This is a genomic window from Streptomyces rimosus subsp. rimosus, from assembly GCF_000720725.1.
In the GTDB taxonomy this organism is placed as follows: Bacteria; Actinomycetota; Actinomycetes; order Streptomycetales; family Streptomycetaceae; genus Streptomyces; species Streptomyces rimosus_A.
This window is the reverse complement of the sequence record NZ_JOCQ01000063.1, coordinates 25422-46789: the sequence shown is the minus strand read 5'-3', so window position 1 is coordinate 46789 and position 21368 is coordinate 25422. Positions and strand designations below refer to the sequence as shown.

14 protein-coding genes and 1 pseudogene are annotated in these 21368 nt (G+C 74.3%); 5 read left to right on the top strand and 10 right to left on the bottom strand.

The window, feature by feature from the left end; all coding sequences use genetic code 11:
* Positions 1–267: pseudogene (locus IH45_RS1000000146995) on the top strand (NAD-binding protein); the annotation flags it as partial.
* Positions 268–287: 20 nt separating this feature from the next.
* Here IH45_RS1000000146995 and IH45_RS0127990 read toward each other — a convergent pair.
* The 4 genes from IH45_RS0127990 to IH45_RS0127975 all read right to left on the bottom strand — a co-directional run bounded on the left by IH45_RS0127990 (position 288) and on the right by IH45_RS0127975 (position 3479).
* On the bottom strand, positions 288–908 hold the full coding sequence (locus IH45_RS0127990; RefSeq protein ID WP_030674331.1) for a GNAT family N-acetyltransferase: 621 nt from the start codon (positions 906–908) through the stop codon (positions 288–290).
* Between the two features lie 88 nt (positions 909–996).
* Entirely contained in the window at positions 997–2799 is a 1803-nt protein-coding gene (locus IH45_RS0127985) for an ABC-ATPase domain-containing protein (RefSeq protein ID WP_030674312.1), read from the bottom strand.
* A gap of 264 nt (positions 2800–3063) precedes the next feature.
* Positions 3064–3291: a hypothetical protein gene (locus IH45_RS0127980; protein ID WP_158813291.1), complete on the bottom strand. Its 228-nt coding sequence runs from the start codon at positions 3289–3291 to the stop codon at positions 3064–3066.
* Positions 3288–3479 (bottom strand): hypothetical protein, encoded by a 192-nt coding sequence (locus IH45_RS0127975; protein ID WP_030674306.1) that lies wholly within the window; start codon positions 3477–3479, stop codon positions 3288–3290. The genes IH45_RS0127980 and IH45_RS0127975 overlap by 4 nt, the downstream gene beginning before the upstream one ends.
* A gap of 433 nt (positions 3480–3912) precedes the next feature.
* On the opposite strand from IH45_RS0127975, the gene IH45_RS0127970 reads away from it, so the two are divergent.
* Positions 3913–4788, top strand: coding sequence for a helix-turn-helix domain-containing protein (locus IH45_RS0127970; protein ID WP_158813289.1), 876 nt, complete (start codon positions 3913–3915; stop codon positions 4786–4788).
* A gap of 3 nt (positions 4789–4791) precedes the next feature.
* On the opposite strand, the gene IH45_RS0127965 is transcribed toward IH45_RS0127970, so the two are convergent.
* Together IH45_RS0127965 and IH45_RS0127960 are read right to left on the bottom strand one after the other, a co-directional pair.
* Positions 4792–6168, bottom strand: a complete 1377-nt coding sequence (locus IH45_RS0127965; protein ID WP_050515236.1) for an amidohydrolase — start codon at positions 6166–6168, stop codon at positions 4792–4794.
* Between the two features lie 65 nt (positions 6169–6233).
* Complete coding sequence (locus IH45_RS0127960; RefSeq protein ID WP_158813287.1) at positions 6234–7211, bottom strand: hypothetical protein; 978 nt, start codon at positions 7209–7211, stop codon at positions 6234–6236.
* A 246-nt stretch (positions 7212–7457) separates the two neighbouring features.
* Here IH45_RS0127960 and IH45_RS0127955 point away from each other — a divergent pair, with 246 nt between their 5' ends.
* Positions 7458–8414: a threonine/serine dehydratase gene (locus IH45_RS0127955; RefSeq protein ID WP_030674280.1), complete on the top strand. Its 957-nt coding sequence runs from the start codon at positions 7458–7460 to the stop codon at positions 8412–8414.
* A gap of 326 nt (positions 8415–8740) precedes the next feature.
* Positions 8741–12880, top strand: a complete 4140-nt coding sequence (locus IH45_RS0127950; RefSeq protein ID WP_234440699.1) for a non-ribosomal peptide synthetase — start codon at positions 8741–8743, stop codon at positions 12878–12880.
* Positions 12881–12885: 5 nt separating this feature from the next.
* Here IH45_RS0127950 and IH45_RS0127945 read toward each other — a convergent pair whose 3' ends face one another.
* The 3 genes from IH45_RS0127945 to IH45_RS0127935 form a co-directional block, all read right to left on the bottom strand.
* Positions 12886–13833, bottom strand: coding sequence for an erythromycin esterase family protein (locus IH45_RS0127945; RefSeq protein WP_030674276.1), 948 nt, complete (start codon positions 13831–13833; stop codon positions 12886–12888).
* Positions 13834–13980: 147 nt separating this feature from the next.
* Positions 13981–15039: a hypothetical protein gene (locus IH45_RS0127940; protein WP_030674267.1), complete on the bottom strand. Its 1059-nt coding sequence runs from the start codon at positions 15037–15039 to the stop codon at positions 13981–13983.
* Between the two features lie 148 nt (positions 15040–15187).
* Positions 15188–16192: a helix-turn-helix transcriptional regulator gene (locus IH45_RS0127935; protein WP_030674265.1), complete on the bottom strand. Its 1005-nt coding sequence runs from the start codon at positions 16190–16192 to the stop codon at positions 15188–15190.
* A 113-nt stretch (positions 16193–16305) separates the two neighbouring features.
* Between IH45_RS0127935 and IH45_RS0127930 the strand changes: the two genes are divergently transcribed.
* Positions 16306–16740: a DUF3224 domain-containing protein gene (locus tag IH45_RS0127930; protein ID WP_030674262.1), complete on the top strand. Its 435-nt coding sequence runs from the start codon at positions 16306–16308 to the stop codon at positions 16738–16740.
* Here IH45_RS0127930 and IH45_RS0127925 read toward each other — a convergent pair.
* Positions 16725–21224 carry a cation-translocating P-type ATPase gene (locus tag IH45_RS0127925; RefSeq protein WP_078897814.1) on the bottom strand — a complete coding sequence of 1500 codons (4500 nt, stop codon included), beginning with the start codon at positions 21222–21224 and terminating at the stop codon, positions 16725–16727. The two genes, IH45_RS0127930 and IH45_RS0127925, sit on opposite strands and share 16 nt — an antisense overlap.
* Positions 21225–21368 lie beyond the last annotated feature (144 nt).

Genomic DNA, 21368 nt, shown 5'->3' with positions numbered 1-21368 from the left:
GGTCAAGGCCGCCAACCAGCTCATCGTCGCGGTCAACCTCCAGGCCTGCGCCGAAGCCGTCGTCTTCCTGGAGAAGTCCGGCGTCGACCTCGGCGCCGCGCTGGACGTGCTGAACGGCGGGCTGGCCGGCTCCACCGTCCTGACCCGCAAGAAGGCCAACTTCCCGCCTCCCTGGTCGCCGCCCTGCGCGCCCAGGGCGACGGCGGCCTCGACCACTCCGCCCTCCTGCGCGGCGTCGAACGCCTCTCCGGCCACACCACCGCCTGAGTACGGTCGAGGCCCGGTGCTCAGTGGTCCGGCCAGTCGTCACCCGCGATACGGGCGTGCAAGTGCTCGTCGTGCCAGCCGTCGGCGTGCAACAGCGCACTGCGCATGGTGCCTTCGAGGCGGAAACCGGCCCTTTCCGCCACGCGGCAGGACGCCGGGTTGGCCACCGAGTGCGTGATCCGCAGCCGGTGCAGGCCGAGATCCTCCAGGGCCCACCGGCTGATCCGTACGGTCGCGGCCACGGCCAGCCCGCGTCCGCGTCCGGCCGGCAGCAGCCAGTACAGGAACTCGGCGCTGCCGCCGCGGAGATCCATGTCCGCGATGCCGGCCAGCCCCACCGCCGCGCCGCCTCCCACGCCCGCCACGGCCCAGATGGCGGCCTGTTCGTCGTGCCACCGCTGCTGCCAGTGGGCGATCTTGTCCCGGGCGTCGCCCGGCGAGACCCGCGCGGGCCGGTTCCAGTGGCGGATGTCCGGGTCCTGGCAGGCGGCGACCAGCACCTGCGCGTCGGCGGGCTGCCACGGGCGTAACTCGGCGCCTGTGGACAGCGCGAGGGTGGGCTGCTCACTGTCACGCAGCCGGCCGCCGGGCACGACGGGAGGGATCGGGGACGTCGCGGAGGAAATCCTGGCCGAAGTCATGGGTGGATCTTGCCAAAGGCCGCGTACGGACGGCGTGTGGCCGGCCGGGCCCGCGTCTCCGGTCACGGACACGGCTCTACCTCTCCCCTTACGCCCCGGCAGGCCGCCCCAGAACCCGCAGTCCCCGCAGCCGGTTCAGGGCCGCGGCGATCTCGTGGCGGCGGGGCAGCGCGAAGTCCTCGTCGCGGACGGCCAGGAGGCGGTGCGCGCCGTCCGCCAGGTCGCCGTCGAGCAGGTCGAGCGCCTCGGCCAGCGTGCGCCTGCCGTCCACGTACCCGCGCCGCACCATCAGTTCGAGGGCCAGGCCGATGCCGACCACCTGGCGCGGGTCCGCGATCTGCTCGACGGCCCGCAGGTCGACGTCGTGCTCGCCGAAGGTCAGCGCGTCGTCTCCCCGGGCGCGGATACGGGACCTGCCGCGTACCGATGTGTCGAGCGAGCCGGGGTCCGGGCGGCGGTGCGCGACGCCGGGGAAGGACTCCGCCTCCGCGGTCCGGCCGGTCGGTACCGCCGCCAACTGCCGTGCCCGCGCGGTGACATCGGACGGCAGGTACGCGTCCATCATGAGCACCTGGTCCGCGACCTCCATGTAGTCGCCGGAGCCGCCCATCACCAGCACGGTGGAGACGCCGTGGTCCCGGTGCAGCGAGCGCACCAGGTCCACGAACGGCGTCAGCGGCTCCCGCTCCTTGGCCACCAGCGCCTGCATCCGCGCGTCGCGGATCATGAGGTTGGTGGCCGCGGTGTCCTCGTCGATCAGCAGCACCCGCGCGCCCGCCTCGACGGCCTCGCACAGGGAGGCGGCCTGCGAGGTGGAGCCGGAGGCGTTGTCCGTACGGAAGTCGGTGGTGTCCGCGCCGCTCGGCAGGTGGTCCACGAAGGCGTGGACGTCCACCCGCTCGACCCGGCGGCCGTCCTCGGAACGGATCTTGACGGTGTCGGGCCGGGCCACCACCAGCTCGCGGCCGTCGCCCGGCACATGGTCCCAGATGCCGGTCTCCAGCGCCCGCAGCAGCGTCGACTTGCCGTGGAAGCCGCCGCCGACGATCAGTGTGACGCCCTCGCGCACCCCCATGCCGGTGACCGTCCCGGCGTGCGGAAGGTCGACCGAGACCCGCAGTTCCCCGGGCGAGGCGAAGGGCACGACTCCGCCGCCGGCCGCCGGGCGGTCGTCCACGCCGCTGCGCCGCGGCAGCACCGCGCCGTCCGCGACGAACGCCACCAGGCCGAGGCCGGGCAGCGCGGCCCGCAGCGCGTCGGAGTCCTCGACGGCGTCCGCGAACGCCCGTACGTCGTCGGCGTCCAGCGCCGCGTAGCGCAGCGCCCGCGCGGCCACCTCGGGCAGCAGCCCGCACAGGACGTGCTCCGCCGCGTGCCCGTCGATCCGGCGGCCGTGGCCCGGCAGGTCCACGCCCAGCCGCAGCGTCACCGCGCCGTCCCGTGCGTCCACCAGACAGGAGCTGCGCTCCAGCACCTCCTGGCCGCCCGCGTCCACCCGCAGCGACCGGTGGTCCGCCGCCTCGGCGGCCCGCCGGGCCAGGTAGCTCGCCAGCGCCCGCCGCCGTACCGGCGACTCCCACAGGTCCGCCGGGAACCCGGCCTCCTCGGCGGGTACGCGCAGGGCGACGCGCGCGGGCGGCGCGTACGGGTCGGACTGCCCGCGGATCACCTCCAGGGTGAAGCCGGGCATGGCCCAGGAGCCGAGGAGGGATTTGTACCTGCCGTACGAGGCACCGTCCATCCGGCGCAGCTCCCCGGCCAGGCCGTCCCGGACCCCCTGCGGGCGTCCGGCCGGCCGCCGGTCGGCGGGACGGCCGTGGCCGCGGTCCCGCCCGCGGTCCCGGCCGTATTCGTGGCCTCGGTCGTGGTCACGGCCTTGAGGGCGTCGCACAGCGCCTGCACCTTTCGCATCGCGTCATCCGGTCACCGGCTGATCACCGGCCCGACGGCCGACGATACCCAGACGGGCGCCGTACCGTCGCATGCCGGTCCATGCCGGTCCATGCCGGTCCATGCCGGTCCATGCCGGTCTGCGCCAGTCGACGCCGGTCCGCGCCGGTCCGCGTCGGTCCATGCCGGTCCGGCGCCGCGGAACGGGCGGGGCCCGATCGGCCCCGCCCGTTCCGTACCCGGTCCCGCTGCCGTCCCCGCCCCGTCAGTACACGGTGAACGGGAACAGCTGCCGCGCCTCGCCCGCCCGCGCGTCCCGGCCGCCACCCGTACGCGCCGGCCGTACGCCGACCAGGGTGGCTTCGCCGCACGCGCAGATCACGGAGGTGGCGATCCGCAGTCGGCCGGAGCAGTCGACGACCGGAGTGGTGAAGACGCGCGGTTCCGGCGCACCGCACCGGCGGCACGCCGCCGCCTTCGGCGATCCGTTCACCGCCCCCACCTCGCTCCGCCCGCCGCGGCGGCCGGTGTCACGGCCGACGCCGCGAGCAGGACCCAGAGGGCTTCCGGCGAGAGGGGGAAAGCGGTGGGGGCGGGCGTCACCAGCGTGACGCCCACGATGAGCACCGCCAGGAAGGCGGTGCCCGTACAGCGAAGGGCTATCCTGCAATGGACGAACATGAGGTCTCCTTGTGCGTGACGTGCGTGACGTATGTGACGTGCCTGGGGTCTCGTGAGGTCGGCAGAAGGCCGTTCCCTGCTTCCCGCCAGAAGCACCAGGGAGCGGCCTCCGTGTTTTCCGCGGCGGTACGGGATGCTTCCGGCTCCCGCGATCCGCCCGGTCGCGGTCGGTCATCGGTCAGGTCACATGGCGCGCTCCTTCCGTCCCGTCGGGTGCCGTGCTCGGTGGCGCGGCCCGTAACGGCAGTCTCGGCCCCGCGCTCACCTGCGCCCATGCCTGAGCGACGGGCGGCGGAATTCATGAGCACCACGACAGCGCGCACGGACACTGGCGAACACCCGTGACACGGGCGGACAATGACGGACAGGCACGGAACATCTGTGTCACCACATCTGTGGCACCGCCGCCACCGCGCTTCCGGGGGATGATCCATTGACCGGCCGTCCGTCCCCGCCCGCACCCCAGCCCGTACCGGAACCCGTGGCGGCCTTCGCCGAGCAGCTGCGCGAACTGCGCCTGCGGTGCTTCGAGCCCACGGAGGCCCGCCTCGCCCTCCAGATGAAGTGCGGACGCAGCTCGGTGTCCGCGATGCTCAACGGCCGCCGCTTCCCCAGCTGGGAGCTGACCTGCGCCTTCGTGACCGCGTGCGGGGAGCAGCCGGGGGACTGGCTGGACCGGTGGCGGGACGCGAAGCGCCGCCTGGACGCGCTGCGCAGGGACCCGGACGGCGGCGGCGCCGGGCCGGCCCGCCCGGCCGCGCTGCCGGACGCCGGCGGTGACGCGCTGCTCGCCGCGACCTGGTACCGCAGCAACCCCGAGTTCTACTCCGCCGCGGCCCGCAGCGTCCGGTCGGCGCGGTCGGAGATCCGGGTCACGTACACCCGCCGCTACCCGCCCGACCAGTACACGACCAAGGCGTCCGCCGACTACTTCGCGGACATCCTGGCCTGGGCCCGCGAGGACACCGAGGACCAGCGCAGCGTCCGCCGCATCATCGGCGTCCCGGAGACGGACGGCGTGCCCGACAAGCACGTCCTCGCCTGGGCCCGGCGGCACCGTGAGGAGACCGCCGCCATCCTCAACTACGAGGCGAGCGTGCTGCGGTGGACGGCGGCAGCGGACGGCCTGAACATGGCCCTGATCGACGACAGCGTCGTCTTCCTCGCCTTCTCCGGTGGCGCCCGCCAGAAGCTGAACGGCTTCAGCGTCCAGGACCGCACCTACATGTCCTACTTCGCCGCCTACTTCGAGCAGCTGTGGACCCCGCTCCAGCCGCTGGGCGACTATCTGGACGATGTGCAGCGGTGAGCGTCATCCGTCGTAATGCTGTACGCGGTGGCCGTGGCCGCGGTCCAGCAGGGCGGGCAGCCGGGCACGGATCTCCGCGGTGATCGCGGGCACGTCGACGGTCAGCAGGCGGCGGTCGCGCATGAGGACGCGGCCGTCGACGACGGTGGTGCACACGTCGCCGGAGCGGGCGCTGTGCACCAGGGCGGTGGCCAGGTCGTGCACCGGCTGGACGTGCGGCCCGGTGAGATCCACCAGCACGATGTCCGCCCGGTGCCCCGGCGCGAGCCGCCCCACCTGCCCGTCCAGGCCGAGCGCGCGGGCGCTCTGCGTCGTCGCGTGGTCGAGCGCCTGGCGGGCGGTCAGCCATCGCGGGTCCCCTTCCGCCGCCTTCTGCACCAGGGCGGTGAGCGTCATGCTCTCCCAGACGTCCAGGGTGTTGTTCGACGCGGCCCCGTCCGTCGCCAGGCCGACCGGAACACCGATCGAGCGCAGCAGCCGTACGGGCGTCGTGTCCCACGCGAACTTCAGGTAGCCCCTGGGGGCGGAGGCCACCCCGACGCGCGCGGTGGCGCGGCCGAGGACCGGGAGGTCCCGCTCCAGGATGCCGGTGCCGTGGGCGATCAGTACGTCCACGTCCAGCAGGCCGGTGCGGTGCAGCGTCTCGATCGGGGTGCGGCCGTGGCGGGCGAGGCTGTGCTCGGTCTGTTCGCGGTTCTCGGCGGCGTGGAGGTGCACCGGCAGGCCGTGGTCGCGGGCGAGCCCGGCGGTCGCGCGCAGGTCGGCGTCGGAGACGGTGTACGGCGCGTGCGGCGCGAGCGAGGTGGTGATCCGGCCGCCGGCCCCGCCGCGGCGGCGCAGCGCGAAGTCCAGCGAGCGTTCGCGGCCCGCCGGTCCCATCGAGGAGAAGTACGCCCACCCGAGGTTCGCCCGCAGCCCGCTCACCTCCACGGCGTGCGCCACCTCGTCCATCGCGAAGTAGTGGTCGGCGAACGTGGTGACGCCGCAGCGGATCAGCTCGGCGCAGGCGAGCAGCGCGCCGAGCCGCACGTCGCGGTCGGTCAGGTTGGTCTCGGCCGGCCAGATCCGCTCGTTGAACCACTCCTCGGTGGGCAGGTCCTCGGCGCTGCCCCGGAACAGCACCATCGGCGCGTGGGTATGGCAATTGATCAGGCCGGGCAGCACGGCCCGGCCGCGGGCGTCGAGGCGTTCGGCGGCGGGCAGGTCCGCCACCGCCGCGGCCGTGGTGACCGCGTCGATACGGCCGTTCCGTACGACGATCGCGGCGTCCTCGCGGAAGCCGATGCCGTCGTGGTCGTCGTGGACGAGCACGGTGCCGCCCTCGATCACCAGGTCGGCGGCGCCGGGGCGGGAGGGGGTGTGCGGGGTGCGGTCGGGCACGGTGGCTCCCTGGGATGGACGGTGTGCCACGACCATGGCACACCGCCCCTCGGCGCCTCCGGTGCCTACCGTGCGTCGGCCGACGCCAACACGTCGTCCGCGAAGCGCGGGACCTCCGTGTTCTCGTTCTGCCCGCCGTTCTTCTCGCGGATCCACTTCCCGGCCAGGGCGGGGATCCACGCCGAGAACTCGCTCTGCGTCAGGTCGCCGGGCACCTCGCCGCCCAGCTTGTTGATGTCGGCGGCGGGCAGGCCGCCGGGCGCGTCGAGACGTTCGGACGGGGCGTCCTTCATCGTCGCGTCCCAGACCTGGAGGGCGAAGGTGGTGCAGTTACGGGCGGAGGTGCCCGCCCAGCCGCCGGTGAGGACGAAATTCCAGCTCGGCAGGAGCGTGTATTTCTCGTTGAGCTCCGCCCGCCGCCGGATTTCGTGGCCGAAGGCCTTCTGCTGCGTGCCGGTCAGCTTCTTGCAGCGCGCGGCGCGCGGGGAATGTGCCTGCCCCTGGTCCTGCTTGCGGCTCGGCCGGTCCCATTCGACCAGGGGCTTGCCCGGGACGTTGATGTCGTAGCCGGTGTAATTGACGGACATGCCGTCGACCGGCGAACCGTCGCCGTTGGTACCGTCCGGGTCGTTCGGCTGGAACGAATAGGTGTCGTAACGGGCCTCTCCGCCTCCATCCAGTTTTCGGTGCAGCTTGCCGCCGGAATTGAAGTGCACGAGCCAGCTGTGGCCGAACACGTGCTGACTCACGTTCAGTTCGTACAGCAGCTTGTTCGTCTGCTCGGCGTAGGACAGGTTCCCGTACTTGTGCTGGAAGTCGTCGCTCTTCCACAGCGCGTGGGCCCGCTTGGCGACGTCCCAGACATAACCGCCGGTGGTGCGGTCGGTGATCTCGGTGCTGTAGATGCACAGCACGTTGTCCGGCGCGCGGGCAGCGGACGGCCGCGGACCGTCGGCGGCCTGGGCGGCGGGCGCCTGGAGCAGCCCCACGAACAGGGCGGTCGCGGCGGCCGAGGCGACCACGGCGGGCGTGCGTAATGTCATGACGTGCGGAGATTTCCCTTCGGTCGGCCGGCGGTCGCGGCGCGCCGCCGGCCCGGCGTACCAAGATCATTTCGTCGTGCCGTCCCGCGCCCCAAGGGCGGAAAGTCCTGACGGGGCGGGACTTTCGCCCCCTGGCCGGAGACGGACGCACGGGGACGCGTGATCAACTGGACCGGTCCGGGCGGGAGGCGGGCCTCCCGGCCGGCGGCACCGTTCACGACGTCCGATCCGGGAGAGTGGTCCGCGATGAGCAGCATCAGGTACGAGGACGTGCGGGCGGCGGCCGGCCGGATCGCCGGGTATGTGCGCCCGGTGACCGTCGCGCCGGTCGACCCGGGCACCTTCGGCCCCGCCGAGGGCTGGCTCGCCTACGAGTTCACCCAGCACACCGGCTCTTTCAAGGCCCGCGGCGCCGCGAACTTCATCGCGGCGCACCGCGCGGCGGGCACCCTGCCCGAGGCCGGCGTGGTCATCGCCTCCGGCGGCAACGCCGGACTGGCCTGCGCCTGGGCCGCGGCCCGGCACGGCATCCGGGCGACCGTGTTCGTGCCGGAGACCGCGCCGCCGGTCAAGGTCGCCAAACTGCGGCTGCTCGGCGCCGACGTACGCCAGGCGGGCACCGAGTACGCCGCCGCCCTGGAGGCGTCCCGCGAGCACGTCGCGCGGACCGGGGCGCTGGAGTCGCACGCGTACGACCACCCGCTGATCGCGGCCGGCGCGGGCACCCTGCTGGAGGAGATCCGCGCGGCGCTGCCCGGCCTGGACACGGTGGTGGTCGCGGTCGGCGGCGGTGGCCTGTTCAGCGGGGTCGCGGCGGCAGCGCACCACCACGGCGTACGGGTCGTGGCCGTCGAACCGGAGAACTGCCGGGCGCTGAACGCCGCGATCGAGGCGGGCCGGATCGTCGACGTGCCGGTGCGGTCCGTCGCCGCCGACTCGCTGGGCGCCCGCCGCGTCACGGGCATGGCCCTGGACTGGGCCCGGCGCGCCGAGGCGGTCTCGCTGCTCGTACCGGACGAGGCGATCCTCGACGCCCGCCGCGCGCTGTGGGACGACCGCAAACTGGCGGTCGAGCACGGCACGGCGGCCGCCTACGCCGCTCTCCGCTCGGGCGCGTACCGGCCCGCGCCCGGAGAGCGGGTGTGCGTCGTCGTGTGCGGCGCGAACACCGACCCGTCGGACCTCGTACGCCCCGGAGAGTGACCCCGGCGGCACGCTTTGGCGCACACATTCGACGTACGCGTGACCGCCAGGCCGGGGGCCGGCCCGCGGCCCGGTCCCCGGCACCGCCCCGCGAGGCACCCGGGATTCCACCGGTGAGCTGCGCGTGAGCAGCCGCGCAGACGGTCCGCGTACCGTGCGCCGCTCCTGTCTCCGCACACCCGTGCAAAGAGATTTGCCGACGAACCGATACACCCGTCATGTGCGCTCGTTGGCCCTGTATGGCGCGTGAGGTGCGACCGGTCGGATGGCCCCGCCACCGGCCCGGCCGCCGTGAACACCAGCACCTTCGTCAGGAGACGGCAAGCATGAACAGGACGCCAGGCAACCGCGGTCGCCGAATGCCGCTGACCGTCGCGCAGACGGGAGTGTGGTTCTCCCAGGAGCTGGACACGGAGAACCCGATCTACCGTGCCGCCGAGTACGTGGACATCCACGGCCCGGTCGACCTGGCCCTGCTGGACGCCGCGGTGCGCCGAGCCGTGGCCGACACCGACAGCGTACGGGTCCGCTTCGAGACCGACGAGGACGGCGGCGTGTGGCAGGTGCCCGACCTGGCGGACGGCTGGCCGCTGCCCGTCGTGGACCTGCGGGACCCGGACACGGCCGGGCCGCCGCGCGACCCGTGGGCCAGGGCCGAGGCATGGATGTGGGCCGACCTGCGCGAGCCCGTCGGGCTGCGGCGCTCCCCGCTGTTCAGCTTCGCCGTGCTGCGCCTGCCGGACGACCACTGCGTGCTGTACATGGCCCTGCACCACATCGTCCTGGACGGCTACGGCTTCTCCCTCCTCATCCAGCGCGTCGCCGAGGTCTACACCGCGCTGGAGGCGGGTGCGGAGATCCCCCCGTGCCAGTTGAACACGCTGGAGGAACTGCTGGCCGACGAGGCCGCGTACCACGCCTCCGAACGGTTCGCCCGCGACCGCGCGTTCTGGGCCGAGCGGTTCGCCGGCCGGTCCGCCGGGGCCGGCCTCGCGAGCCGGCTGGCCACCGTCCCGCACCGCTTCGTCCGCAAGACCGCCCACCTGCCCGCGCCCGCCGCCGACGGACTGCGGTCCCTGGCCCGGCAGGCCCGGTCCGGGATGCCCGTGGTCGCGATGGCGGCCCTCGCGCTGTACGTGCACCGGATGAGCGGCAACACCGACGTGACGCTGGACCTCACCGTCACCGGCCGCGTCGGCGCCGTGCCCCGCAACACGCCGTGCATGCTCGCCAACGTGCTGCCGCTGCACGTCGAGCTGGGCCCGTACACGACCGTACGGGAACTGCTGCGCCACACCTCCGAGCAGGCCCGCGGGCTGCTGCGCCACCAGCGCTACCCGTCGCCGTACCTCGTCCAGGAGCTGGGCGCCGCGCACACCGGCGGCCACCTCGGCGACTGGGGCATCAACATCATGAGCTACGACCGGGAGCTGAGCTTCGGGCGGCACCCGGCCACCTTGCACAACCTCTCCAACGGGCCGGTCACCGGCCTCGGCGTCAATGTCTACGAGCGCACCGACGACGGCTGCCTGCGCATCGACTTCCAGGCCGACCCCGGCCTGTACGACGCCGAGGCCATCGCGGCCCACCAGCGCCGCTTCCTGGCCCTGCTGGACACGCTCGCCCAGGTCGACCCCGGACAGCCCGTCGGCGGCATCGACCTGCTGCCGGCCGTCGAGCGCCGCCGGGTGACCACCGGCTGGAACGACACCGCCCGTACGGTCCCGGTCACCACCCTGCCCGACCTGTTCCAGGAGCAGACCCGCCGCACGCCCGACGCCACCGCGCTCGTCTGCGGCGCCACCACCTGGACGTACGCCGAACTGAACGCCCGCGCCAACCGGCTGGCGCACGCGCTGATCGAACGCGGCGCCGGGCCCGAGACGTTCGTGGCGCTGGCGCTGCCGCGCACGGCCGAGCACATCGCGGGCCTGCTGGCGGTGCTCAAGACCGGCGCCGCGTGCGCGCCGGTCGACCCGGAACTGCCCGCCGAGCGGATCCGCTTCCTGCTCGCCGACACCCGCCCCGGGTGCGTCCTCACCACGACGGCGGCCGGCGGGCGGCTGCCGGACACCGCCACCGCGCTGTGCCTCGACGACCCCGCGACCGTGCGGGACCTGGCGAACCGGCCGGTCACCGATCCCACGGACGCCGACCGCCGGAGCCCGCTGGCGCCGGGCCACCCGGCGTACGTCAGCTACACCTCCGGATCCACCGGGCAGCCCAAGGGCGTCGTCGTCGAACACCGGCAGCTGACGAACCTCTTCTTCGACCACAAGGCCGAACTGATCGACCCGGAGACGGCCGCGGCCCGGCGCCGCCTGCGGGCCGCGCTGACCGCCGCGTTCTCCTTCGACACCGCCTGGGAGGGCCCGCTGTTCCTGGCCGCCGGCCACGAACTGCACCTGGTCGAGGACGCCGTGCGCCTCGACCCGCCCGCCCTCGTCGCCTACATCGCCGACCGGCGCATCGACTTCCTCGACCTCACCCCCACCCATCTGCACCAGCTGCTCGCCGCCGGACTGTGCACCGGCGAGCGGCACCGCCCGCGCATCCTCATGGTGGGCGGCGAGGCCGTCGACACCGCCCTGTGGGAGACGCTGCGCGCCCTGCCCGGTACCACCGCGTACAACTACTACGGGCCGACCGAGTGCACCGTCGACGCGGTGTACTGCCGCATCGCCGACCAGGACGAACCGCCCGTCATCGGGCGCCCCGGACGCAACGTCCAGGCGTACGTCCTCGACGCCGCGCTCAACCCGGTGCCGGCCGGGGTACCGGGCGAGCTGTACCTGGCCGGCGACCAGATCGCGCGCGGCTACCTCGGCCGGCCGGCGCTGACCGCGGAGCGGTTCGTCGCCAACCCGTTCGCCCACGCGGGCAGCGGATCGGCGGGCGGCACCTGCGGCGACCCCGGCGTGCCCTGCACCTGCGGCGCGCCGGGCTCGCGCATGTACCGCACCGGCGACCGGGCACGCTGGACGCCCGACGGCATCCTCGAATACCTCGGCCGCGCCGACGGCCAGGTCAAGGTACGCGGCTTCCGCATCGAGCCCGGCGAGATCGAGACCGCGCTGGCCCGGCACCCGGGCGTCGCCCACGCGGTGGTGACCGTACGGGAGGACACGCCCGGCGACCGGCGCCTGGCCGCGTATGTGGTCCCCGGCGGCACCGCACCCGCCCGCATCCCCACCTCACGGCGCGCCGACGGCCGTACGCCCCTCGCACCCGCCCCGGTCGACGCCGAGGCCCTGCGTACCTGGGCCGCCGCCCGCCTGCCCGAATACATGGTCCCCAGCGCCTTCGTCCTCCTGGACCGGCTGCCGCTGACCTCGAACGGCAAGCTCGACCGCGCCGCCCTGCCCGCTCCGGAAGCCCCCGCCGCCCGCAACGGCCGGGAGCCGCGCAGCGCCCGGGAGAAGGTGCTGTGCGCACTGTTCGCCGAAGTGCTCGGGGTACGGCAGGTCGGCATGGACGACGACTTCTTCGCCCTCGGCGGGCACTCCCTGCTCGCGGCCAAGCTCATCAGCCGTATCCGCTCCGCGCTGGGCGCCGAACTCTCCATCCGCGCGCTGTTCGAGGCGCCGACCGTCGCCGACCTCGTCGAGGCGCTGGAATCCGGCGACGCGACGGACGGCTTCGAGGTGCTGCTGCCGCTGCGCACCCAGGGCACCCGGCCCCCGCTGTTCTGCGTCCACCCCTCCGGCGGCCTCAGCTGGTGTTACGCGGGGCTGCTGCGCCACCTGGACCCCGACCTGCCGGTGTACGGGCTCCAGGCGCGCGGTCTGGCACAGCGGACGGCGCTGCCCACCACGTTCGAGGAGATGGTCGCCGACTACGTCGGCCAGATCCGCGCCGTCCAGCCCACCGGCCCCTACCACCTGCTGGGCTGGTCCCTCGGCGGCGCGCTCGCCCACGCCATCGCCGTCCGGCTCCAGGCCAGGGGGGAACGGGTGGCGCTGCTGGCCATGCTCGACTCGCGCCCCATCGACCCGCACGGGGCGACGGGTTCCGCCGTGACGGAGCACGACATCCTCTCCCTCCTCCTGGAGGCGGCGGGCCACGCCCCGGACCGGTTCCCGCGTCCGCTGACGGTCCCCGGCGTGGCGGCGGTGCTACGGGGGCAGGACGGCGGCGACGAACTGCTCGACTCGCTCAAGGAGCACCCCGCACTCGGCGAGGACCGCCTCACCGCCGTCACCGAGGTGTTCACCAACTCGGTCAAGCTGCTGCCGACCTTCTCCGAAGGCGTCTTCGACGGCGATCTCCTCTACTTCCACGCCACCGAGAACAAGCCCGCCCACGCCCCCACCGCCGACTCCTGGCGCCACCTGATCACCGGCCACATCGAGAACCACGACATCACCTGCACCCACCATGCGATGACCCAGGCGGGGCCGCTGGCCCGGGTCGGGCGGGTGGTGGGGGCACACCTGGGGGCGGGGGTGGTGGGGACGGGGCGGTGAGCCCTTCAGAGGAAGCGTGCGGGCGAGACGGCCCGGATGTGCACGAGCGCGTCGAACCAGTCCGCGAGGGAGCCGCCGGACAGGTGGTGCGCGGCATCGTCGCGGGCGTCGTAGTGCGGCCCGACCAGCCGCATCTTGACCGGCGCGGCGAGCCATTCCCGTACGGCGGCGGGGCTCGGCTCGTGCAGGTTCCAGAGGTACGCGTCCGGAAGCCCGGAGCGCCCGAGGGTGGCTTCGGCGAACTCCTCCGGCGGGGCCGGAACGGCCGACGGGGCCGAGCCGTGGTGAATGGTCAGGCCGAGCGAGACGTACCCGGCGCCGTAGCGTTCGCGCAGGTAGCCGCCCGCGTTGCGGTGCGTCTCCGGTGGCGACGAGGGTGAGACGGTCCGGGGGTCGCCCTTGACGGTGTGTGCGAGGCCGCCCCAGTAGACGACCTTGTCGCCGGTGTGCTCGTGCCACCGGATGACGTCCGCCGCCAAGACCCGCTCGATCTCCGCGAGTCCGCCCGGGCCCGGCCCACGCGGCGACGGCCGCCCCTCGGGGGAACCGGCGAAACGCACCGGGTCATCCGGATGCGCGATGTTGTACGCCCGCATCCACTCCACGGATTCGGCGATCTCCTCGATCCGCCAGAAGGGCCGCGCGTGCGCCAACATCTCTCGCGGGGCCCCGGCCCCGGTCCGGACGTACGTGTCCAGCCCGGTCCGTACGGCGTCGTCCCCCTCCAGCGCCAGCGAACGGAATCCGTGCCGCTCGACCAGGAACCGGAAGATCCGGTGGGAGACGGTGGCCAACTCGTGCGTCAGCCGCGCCGAGGCACCGAGCGCGACGACCCGCGCGTCCCGGACGACGCTGTCCAGAGGCGCGAGGGCGGCGGCCGGGGCGCCGGGGTCCGTGGTGGTGAGCGGGTGGGCGTGGTCCCGTAGCCAAGTGGCGGCGGCTGTCGCGGTCATGACTGGTTCTCCTCGGGGGCGAGCACCGTACGGCGCGTGCGTGACACCAGAGGATCCTGGGACCTCGATCGGACTTGAGGTCAAGTCGGACTTCAGACGGTGAGACAGCCACTGTCAGGCCGCTTCAGCCGCCGCCTGCGGCATCGCTCAGCGGCAGGACCAGACGGTCGGCTCGTCCATGCCGCCGGGAATCTTCCAGCTCTGCCCGGCGATCGTGCCGTCGTCGCCGGAAACCGTGATCTCCAGTCCGCGGTCGGAGGCGTAGCGCAGCGTGGAACCGAGCTTCGTCAGCTGCCACACGCCGAATTCGTGCCAGTCGGGGTCGTCGGTGCGGCCGACGATCCGGCCGTCGCGGTTGATGCCCCAGACATCGTCACTCCGCGGAAGCACGCTCGGCCGGCCGTCGCGATCCCACAGCACGCTCCGCGACGGGTCTCCCGCGTCGTAGGAGACCTGGCCGACGACACGGCCGTTCGATATCCCCCGCGTGATGACGTCATAAGCGCCCTTGGGCAGGGGCAGTGCGCGGGCCTTGCCGTCCTTCCACAGGTACGGCACCCGTCGGCCGTCGTCCACCGAGACCAGCACGGTGCCGTCCTGGTCGATACCGGTGGCAACGGCCTCCGCGTCGGGCAGGCCGGTCAGCTTCACCACGGTTCCGGGCTTGTCGGCGGGCCAGACGACCGGATTCCAGTACGGTGCGCCGTTGACCGTCGTCTCGACGGCGCCGACGATGTCCCCGCGGTCGTTGATGCCTTCCGCCCGCGAAGCGTCGGCGCCGGGCAGTTCGGGCAGGCGCTCCATCCTGCCGTTGTGTGAGCGGAGGGCGCTCGGCAGCCCGTCGGCGTCCCGGTAGGCCATTCCGGCGACCGTCCCGGCGTCGTTCACGCCTGAGACGGTGACCCAGTTCTGGTATACGGGGTCGGCCAGATTGCCGTAATCAGTGAACTTCCCGTTCTTCCACAGCACGGCGCGACCGCCCTGTTCGGAACCCGCGCCATAAGACACCGTGCCCGCGTAACCACCGCTTCCGTCGGTCGCGACCACCTCGCCGGTGAGCGCGCCGGCGGGCAGCGGCAGGGTGGCCGGTGTCCACGCGCAGGCCCGCGGCGCAGCGGCGGCGGCAGCGGGCGCCACGGCACCGGCCATCGTCGCGACCAGCGCCGCCGAAAGCAGGACGCGAGCGACACCATGCGTACGTCTCATACTTCTCCTCAGTCCGTGAGCAATGCGGAGGTTGTGGAATTCCGCTGACGACGAGGAAGCTTCGGGCGCCATCCCGGCCGCGGGCAACGTTTTTCAGTCCTGCGTTAATGTGGCGAACGGCACTTTGACTTTTGGGCGGGGCCGGCCATCACTCTTCGGCAGAGTGCATTCCGTACCGCCGCGCCACTTCCGCCGCCGTCCGTGCCACCGCCGCGCGGAGTTCGGGCGGACCCAGAACCTCGGCCTCTGTGCCGAGCCTGAGGAGGTCACCGACGGCCACGGCCGGGGTTTCGACCGGGAGATCCACTTCCGTCCAGCCTTCGTGGTCCGGTGGGCCCGCGGTTTTCAGCGCCTGGGTGCCCGCCGCGCCGAACTGCATGGGGAGCAGGCGCTGGGCGCGGGGGGAAATACGCAGGCGTGCCGTGTCCTGGTGGAGCTGGGATTCCAGGCGGCGGGAGGAGTCGGCCCAGTGGGCGGCCAGGTCGAAGGCGGGTGGCCGCTCGAAAGGGACGTTCGTTGCTTCGGCGGACAGGAGGCGGGAGATGCGGTACGTGCGCGGGCTCGGCGTGCCGTTGTCCGACTGGGCGGCAGGAGCGGCGACCGCGTACCAGATGCCGCCCTTGAGGACGAGGCCGAGCGGGTGCAGTTCCCGTTCCGCCACGGTGCCGTTCCAGGCCCGGTAGCGGACGCGCAGTGTGCGCTGTTCCCAGACGGCGCGTGCCACGGACGCCAGGTGGGGGACCGGGTCGGCGTCCCGGAACCAGGCGGGGGCGTCCAGGTGGAAGCGGTCCTGGAGGCGGCGGGTCCGGTCCGCCAGGCCGGGCGGGAGCGCGGCCTGGAGTTTGAGCTGGGCGGTGGCCAGGACCGCGCCCAGGCCCAGTTCGCGGGCGGCACCCGGTACGCCCGCGAGAAACAGGGACTCCGCCTCGGCGTCGGACAGGCCGGTCAGCCGGGTGCGGTAGCCGTCCATGAGCGAGTAGCCGCCGTCCGGGCCGCGCTCGGAGCGGACCGGGACGCCCGCGGCGCCGAGGGCTTCGACGTCCCGGTAGACCGTGCGCGGCGACACCTCCAGTTCGGCGGCCAGTTCGGTGGCGGTCATCCGGCCGCGGTTCTGGAGCAGCAGGAGGAGGGAGAGCAGACGGTCGGCACGCATGCGGTCATTGTCGCGCCGTACCTGACAGAAGGTGTCAGGTACGGCGGCCAGGCTGTGATCACCACCGCGCGGACCGGCCACGGCAGGCCGCTCCGCCGACCGAAAGGATCGCCATGTCCCCTCAGGCCAGCGCCGACCGCACGCAGCTCACCGGCCACTTCACGTACGCCGGCTGGGAGGAGAGCGCCCTCGGGAACCGCCCGGACGGCACGTACCCGCGCCTCGCGCACGCCGCCGTCACCAACGCCTTCTCCGGCGGCATCGAGGCGGCGGACACGATCTGCGAGTACACCATCGTCTACAGCACGGAGAAGACCGGCACGTTCACCGGCATGGAACTGCTGGAGGGCAGTGTCGACGGGCGCCGGGGCACGTTCGCCGTGGAGGAGCGCGGCTCGTTCGACGAGCGGGGGAGCGTGCGCTGCACCTTCGAGGTCGTGCCGGGCTCGGGCACCGGGGAACTGACCGGACTGCGGGGCACCGGCGCCTTCACGCACGAGCCCGGGCAGCCGTCCGTTCCGTACACCTTCGACTACGACTTCGGCTGACCGGCGGGCGGCAGCCGCCGTACCAGCGGGGCCAGCGCCGCGCCCGCAAGGGTGGCCGAGGCGATGGCGCCCAGGGTGATGCCCCAGGCCACCGGGCCCATCGGGGTGCAGCCGAAGAACCGGCTGACACCCGGCGTCTGGATGACCGCCGCCAGCACCGCGGCCGACCCCAGGCCCGCGGCCAGCACCCTGCGGTCCGGCCCGCCGATGAGAACCGTCTGGGCCAGCTGGGTGCCGACCACCGCGGCCAGCGCCACGGTGCCCGCGCGGCGGCGCCGGCCGGTGAGCCGGGCCGCGCCCCAGGCCAGCGTCGCGCCGAGGGTCGTGGTGAAGCCGCGCAGCAGCAACTCCCGGGTGAGCGCGGCGCCCAGGGAGCGGTCGGGGCCCTCGCGCAGCAGGCGTTCGCCGCCGTCGCCGGGCGGTTCGCGGACCGCGATGGCCAGCGCCGGTGCCAGGTCGGTGAGCAGGTTGACCAGCATGATCTGCCGGGCGGTCAGCGGGGCGCGGCCGGTGAGGGCGGCGGCGAGCACACTGAAGCCGATCTCACCGAGGTTGCCGCCGATGAGGACGGCCAGCGCGGCACGGACCGAGGTCCACATCGCCCGGCCCTCCAGCAGCGCGGCGATGATCGTCTCCAGCCGGTCGTCGCCGACCACGAGGTCGGCGGCGGCGGTGGCGGCCGGGGTGCCCCGGCGGCCCAGCGCGATGCCGATGTCCGCGAGCCGGATGGCGGGCGCGTCGTTGGCGCCGTCGCCGGTCATCGCCACCACCCGGCCGATGCGCTGGTACGCCTGCACGATGCGGACCTTGTGGTGCGGGCTGCACCGGGCGATCACATCGACCCGGGGCAGCAGCGCGCCCAGCGCGTCGTCGTCCAGCTCGTCCAGGTCCGCCGCACTGCACACGCGCTGGGAGGCACCGTTGCTGATGGTGGAGGCGATCGCGTCGGCGGTGGCCGGGTGGTCCCCGGTGAGCATGACGATCTGCACCCCGGCCTCGCGCAGCCGCTCGGCGGCGGGCGGCGCTCCGGCCCGTACGGGATCGGACAGGGTGAGGAAGCCGAGCAGCACGAGCCCGTCCACGGCCTCCTCGGAGAGGGGTTCGCCGGGCTCCATGGGGCGTTCGGCCACGGCCAGGACCCGGCGGCCCGCGCCGGCCAGCTCCTCGGCGGTCGCGGCCAGGCGGGCGCGTTCCCCGTCGTCGAGCGGGCGGTCGGCCGCGCTGCCGGTACGGCGCCGGGCGCAGCGTTCGAGAACGTTCTCGGGCGCGCCCTTCACGCTGAGCAGCGCGCCGCGCGCGGACCGCCCGGTGGTGGCGTGATAGGCGCGGGACGGCTCGAACGGCAGGTCGTCGGTACGGTGCCAGCCGGGCGCGCCGTCCCGTACGGTGACGTGCCGCCGCCGGGCCCCGGACACCACCGCCCGGTCGGTCTGGTGCGCCAGCGGTTCCGCCGAGTGCCCGGACGGGGTGGCGCGCAGAGCCGCGGCCAGGACCTTCTTGCGCACGTCGTCCAACCGGCGGGCGGGCAGCGCCCGTTCGCCGTCGCTGACCTCCGCCAGCTCCAGCGTGCCTTCGGTGAGGGTGCCGGTCTTGTCGAAGCACAGCACGTCGGCGCGGCCGAGCGCCTCGATCGTACGGGGATTGCGCACCAGCGCCCCGTGCTCGGCGAGGCGCCGGGCGGCGGCCAGTTGGGCCGCGCTGACCAGGAACGGCAGCCCTTCGGGGACCGAGGCGACCGCCAGGTTCACCGCCGAGGCCAGCGTGTGGTGCAGGCGCCTGCCGTGCAGCAGCCCGGCCCCGGCGACAGCCGCGGCCGAACCGAGCGCGATCGGCAGGCTCGCCTTGGTCAGCGACGCCAGCCGCTTCTCCACCCCGGCCGTGGGGGCGGCCTGCCGTGCGGTGGCCAGGCTGCGCCCGACCTCCGTGGCCGCGCCGGTGGCGACGACCACGGCCGTGGCCCGGCCCGCGGCCACCGTCGTCCCCTCGTACAGCATCGAGCGCCGGTCCGCGAGCTGCGCCGCCACCACCGGCGCGGGGTCCTTGGCGACCGGCAGGGACTCGCCGGTCAGCGACGACTCGTCCACCTCCAGGCCCTCGGCCGTCAGCAGGCGGCAGTCGGCCGGCACCACGTCCTCGGCGCCCAGCACGACCACATCGCCCGGGACCAGTTCACCGGCGGTGACCTGCCGTTCGTCGCCGTCCCGCCGTACCCGCGCGCTGACCGCGGAGCGCTCGAACAGCTCGGCCAGCGCCGCTTCCGTACGCACCCGCTGCACGCCGCCGACGAGCGCCGACGTGCCGGTGATGGCGGCCACGAGCGCCGCGTCGGTGCGCGAGCCGACGGCGGCGGACAGCGCCGCGCCCGCCGCGAGCACCGGGGTGAGCGGGTTGGCCAGTTCCTCGACGAACGCCGCGGCGAGGCCCGTGCGTTGCGGGCCGTCGGTTTGCCGCGCGGGCGACGAACGGGCCGTGGCTTCGTGGGACGACAGCCCGTCCGGTGTGGCCGTCAGACGCTCCAGCACCTGGGGCACCGGCATCAGATGCCACGGCGTGCTCTGCGCCGCCGGCACCGGCGGGCGGGCCAGCAACTGCCGGGCACGCCAGGCGCCGAGGCAGAAGGCGGCCGACCCGGCGGTGTGCCCGGCGGCCGAGGCGCGGCGGGTGGCGCGGGACGGGCGAGCCTGTACGGCGGCCACCGCCCCCACCCCGCTGCCGCCCGCGGCCAGCATCGCGCTCTCCCGGTCCACCCGCGCCGCCACCGCCACCGCGTCCACGATCAAACCGGCCGTACTCAGATCACCGCCGACCAGCAGGTGCGCGCCCCAGGGCGGCGCCTTTCCCTTGCGGTGCACGCCGATGCCGCAGTCGGCGGCGCCCAGCGCGCGGCGGTTGCCCGAGACGAGCAGGACGACCGCGCCGTTGGCCTGGAGTTCCCGTACGGAGGCCACCAGCCGCTTGCCGCCCGGCAGGACGGCGTCGGCGTACCCGCACTCGGCGTCCGGGCGGTCGGAGGCCAGCACGATCCGCGCCCCGGCGCGGCGCGCGGCGGCCGCCACGGCCTGCGCGCCCGGCGCGGTCTGCGCCGCCAGGGCCGCCACCGCATGCAGCTGCCCGTGACGCGCCAGGCCCAACAGGTGGTCGTAGCCCTTCTTCCGCAGCCGGTGCGCGGCGTCCTCGGCCGCGCTGTCGTGGCCGCCGCCCTCCTGGCCGGGCAGATCCGCCGCCGGGCCGAGCACCCAGCCGTCCGCCGACCGCCGCGTCTCCAGGGGCTCGTCGGCGTCGAACAGCTCGAAGAGGCGGGCGGTGCTCCCGTCCGGGTCCGCGTCCGCCATCAGCTCCAGGTCGGCGAGGTCGTACCGGTCGCCGCGCAGCGCCGTCCCGTCCAGCACCACGCAGTCCACCTGACCGAGCCGGCGCAGCACGCCCCGGTCCATGGCCACCACGCCCCGCAGCGCCAGGAACCGGCCGAGGTACGTGGCGAACCCCTCGCGCCCGGCCTCCGGCGCCTTCGGCATGCCCGCCAGCGCCACGGCCAGCCCGCGGCGCGGCCCGGCGAACGGCACGGCCGCCGCCCCGGCCGCCATCCCGGTGACCAGCGACCGCTCCGTATAGCGGTCCGTCGAGTCCTTCGGCGCCGGCACCGGCCGCTCGACCACGATCGGCTCCGCGGCGGCGTCCTGCGGGCCGCGCACCAGCTGCGGCTCCACCGCCTCCCAGGCCTTCTTGTACGCGTCCGCCTCGCGCCACTGGGCGACCCGCTGCACCGCGTCCAGCATCAGCCCGCCGCCCCGGGTGGCCACGCCCTGCGCCAACGCGCTGACCGCCGGCAGCAGCGACTCGGCCTGGGCCGGACCGGCCAGGCCCCGCGCCACCCAGGCCCGCAACCGGGGGTGGTGCTGGAACAGCCCCGCCAGCGACCCCAGCTCGGCGGGCAGCGGAGCCCACGGGGTCAGGCGGACCAGCGTGGCGATGCCCAGCCCGACCGTGTCGGCGGCCAGCCCCGTCATCGACTGGCGGGTCCGCGGCCCCTCACACGGGTGGTGCGGCTCCTGGCACCACTCACCGTGCACGTCGCACTCCGCGTCCGTACGGGCGTCCGCGCCGCCCGCCTCGGCCTCCGCCACCAGCGCGATCAGCTCCCGCTGCCGCGGTGCTCCCGGCCCCAGCGCGACGACCACCCGCCCGGACGGGCCGTTCACCCGCGCCCACTCCACCCCCGGCTGCCGCTCCAGCACCTGTTCCACCCGCCGCGCGACCCGCTCCCCGCCCGCCGTCTGCACCCCGTGCACCGCGATGTAGCAGCGCCCCGGCCGCGACCACACCGCCCGGCCGGGCACCCCCGCAAGCTGCCAGACCAGTTCCAGCGCCCCGCGGGCGCCCGTCCGCACACCCCGCACCAGCGGGCCGGGCAGCGGCAGCGACGGCTTCGGCACGCCGGGCACGCGAAGGCCGGACAGGCCGGGTACACCGGACAACAGCGACATCGAAGGCCCCTCACTCGGAGGACTTCCCGGCGGACCGCGCCGGGGTACCGCAATGGGTAACCCTCCGGCGTCGCCCTACACGCGCCGGGCCGCACGCCGAGGCGCCGTTTGCGCCATCCGGGTGCGGCAGGGCCGCGCTGTGCC